Here is a 2,543-nt window from a genome sequence, read left to right as displayed (position 1 = left end):
CTCCCTGCGTCACGAGCCCGGCGTAGCCCTCTCATCATGGTCGACGCTCCACTTCCATCCTGTTCGCCGCGCGGCACCTTCCGGCCGACGGCATCGTTCTGCGCCAAAACTGGCTCCGGGCATACGATTTTGCAACCGATCGCGGCGCCGCTGCGCTCAACGACTACGCGCGCAACAATGACCCTTTTGCCAAACTGGGTAAGGCGCAAATCTCCGTCGACGTGTCGAGCGTCATTCGCGCGTCTTCAGAAAGCTTTCGGGTCGCATGGATCCAGCGCACCTACGATAATGGCTCGCTGAGTTCGACCGAGCGTTGGACCGCAATTCTCACCGTCGTGATCGAGATGCCGCGCGATGCCGAACGCCTGCGCAAGAATCCCCTTGGCGTCTATGTCCGCGCCATCAACTGGTCAAAGGAGTTGAGTCAGTGACCAAGACCCCGTCTTACGTTTATTCGAAGCGTCCTATCGTGTACAGTAGGTGCAATTCGACTTGGTCCGAGCTCGTGACATCGAAGCGAGCATTTCTATCCGCTCTTCTGGTTTGTTCGTCGGCGCTCGGTGGGTGCGCGACCTACATCCCGCCACAGATCAGCTATGACGCGGAAATCCCGCCGCCGCCGGCGCCGCCAGCGCCTCTGGATGACAAGTCGCGACCGCTTCACGTTCCACCGCTCTGGAAACCGGCTCTCGGCGGCAAGTCAGGAGGGAAGGAAGAGCCCGACCCTGTGAGCCGGGTTGAGACGGCAAACAGCGCAGCCCGGGTCGAACCGCGGAAGCGGGGATATTTCAACGCAGCGCAGATCTACGCCTACAGTCCCGGGGCGCTCTATCAGATCTATGCCGCGCCGGGGCAGATCACGGACGTCGCGCTCGAGGAGGGAGAGCAACTGACGGGATCAGGGCCCATCGCGGCCGGAGATACCGTACGCTGGGTCGTAGGCGATACTGAGAGCGGGAGCGGCGATACGCGACGCGTCCATATCCTGGTCAAGCCGACCCGCGCATCGATCGAGACTAACCTCGTTGTCAATACCGACCGGCGCACCTACCTCATTGAGCTCCGCTCCCGCGAGCGGCCATATATGCCGTCTGTTGCCTGGTACTATCCTGAAACAGCGCGCGAACGATCCCGTTCAGTCGCTCTGAGACCCCCTCTTCCGGATCCAGGGCAGCGTATCTCCCGCTATGCCATTGAAGGGGACAGTCCACCCTGGCGGCCGCTCGCCGCATACGACGATGGCCGCAAGGTCTACGTCGAATTCCCTAAAGGTATCGTCCAGGGAGAGATGCCACCGCTCTTTGTCATCGGCCCTGACGGGAAGACCGAGCTCGTCAACTATCGCGCCTACGGTAACGTGTTAATCGTCGATCGGCTGTTTGGAGCAGCTGAACTGAGGCTCGGCAGTGAGCGCCAGCAAAAGGTCAGGATTGTCAGGACCGACGGGAGGCCGTCGTCATGATCAGCCAGAGTGGAAACGATCACGAGCAAGCAGATCCGCCGGAGACACAAGAGGAGCAGTCCAAAAGCTTCCGACTGAGAGCGGAGCATCCGCGCGTGACACGGTTGTCGCGAAAAGTCCTGGCCGGAGGGAGTGCGCTTGCCCTCTTTGTCATTGGTGGAGCAGTCCTGTGGTCGCTGCAGAACAATCGTCCCCGAAACCAGGCGGCCGATGAACTCTACAGCACTGACCATCACAATGTTGCCGATGGCCTTACGACGCTGCCGAAGGATTATGCTGGCGTTCCGCGCCAGCCAATACCGCAGCTTGGTCCGCCACTCCCTGGCGACCTCGGTCGGCCAATCCTTGCTGCCCAAGGCCACTCGCCGGCGATCGGGGCTGATGCGGAACAGCAGCGCCGAGACCAGGAGACGGAGGCAGCCCGCATTAGCCATTTGTTCGCTCCGACCAAGGGAGGAGAAGGACGTCCGCCTGCCGCTGCGGCTGTTGAAGGCGACCGCGTCGCGTCGCCGAACTTATCGAGCACTGGCGACGACGGATTGGCGCAGAACGGTCAAGACCGAAAGCTTGCCTTCGTGAATGCTTCTGTGGACCGTCGCACGGTCAGCCCCGACCGCATCACCAAGCCGGCTTCACCATATGTCGTGCAGGCTGGGACGGTCATTCCGGCAGCCCTGATTACCGGGATCCGATCGGACCTGCCGGGCCAAATTACCGCGCAGGTCACCGAGAATGTTTTTGACACGCCGACCGGCCGCTTTCTGCTTGTGCCTCAGGGAGCGCGTCTGATCGGCACATACGATAGTCAGGTTACTTTCGGCCAGTCCCGTGTCCTACTGGTCTGGACGCGGCTGATTATGCCGAATGGACATTCTATCGTTCTCGAGCGGCAGCCTGGCGCTGATAGCGCTGGGTATGCGGGTCTGGAAGACCAAGTCGACAATCACTGGGCAGAGCTATTCAAGGCTGCGGCACTATCGACGTTTCTGGCGGTCGGGACCGAACTAGTACCCACTTTTCTTGGAACGTGAGTCGTGATTCAAGGTCGGGATGATACCCGAAGCAAGAGAAGTCCGCCTTT

General features: G+C 60.8%; 2 protein-coding genes and 1 pseudogene. All 3 read left to right on the top strand.

What is annotated here, in order from left to right:
• Nucleotides 1-77: 77 nt before the first annotated feature.
• Nucleotides 78-431, top strand: a pseudogene (gene trbF, locus QJT82_RS45255) (conjugal transfer protein TrbF); the annotation flags it as partial.
• Complete coding sequence (gene trbG / locus QJT82_RS45250) at nucleotides 428-1,462, top strand: P-type conjugative transfer protein TrbG (protein WP_028344502.1); 1,035 nt, start codon at nucleotides 428-430, stop codon at nucleotides 1,460-1,462. The pseudogene trbF and the gene trbG, both read left to right, overlap by 4 nt.
• Nucleotides 1,459-2,493, top strand: coding sequence for a TrbI/VirB10 family protein (locus QJT82_RS45245; RefSeq protein ID WP_080687015.1), 1,035 nt, complete (start codon nucleotides 1,459-1,461; stop codon nucleotides 2,491-2,493). Before trbG ends, QJT82_RS45245 begins: the two co-directional genes overlap by 4 nt.
• The last annotated feature ends 50 nt before the right edge of the window (nucleotides 2,494-2,543 follow it).

The organism is Bradyrhizobium sp. Mp19 (genome assembly GCF_029952935.1).
GTDB lineage: Bacteria > Pseudomonadota > Alphaproteobacteria > Rhizobiales > Xanthobacteraceae > Bradyrhizobium > Bradyrhizobium elkanii.
Note: the sequence above shows the minus strand (reverse complement) of the source record. Positions and strands in the feature narration are given on the sequence as shown.

Excerpts from the sequence above, each read along its gene's own strand:
- QJT82_RS45245 (WP_080687015.1), top strand. The coding sequence starts at position 1,459 with ATGATCAGCCAGAGTGGAAACGATCACGAGCAAGCAGATCCGCCGGAG.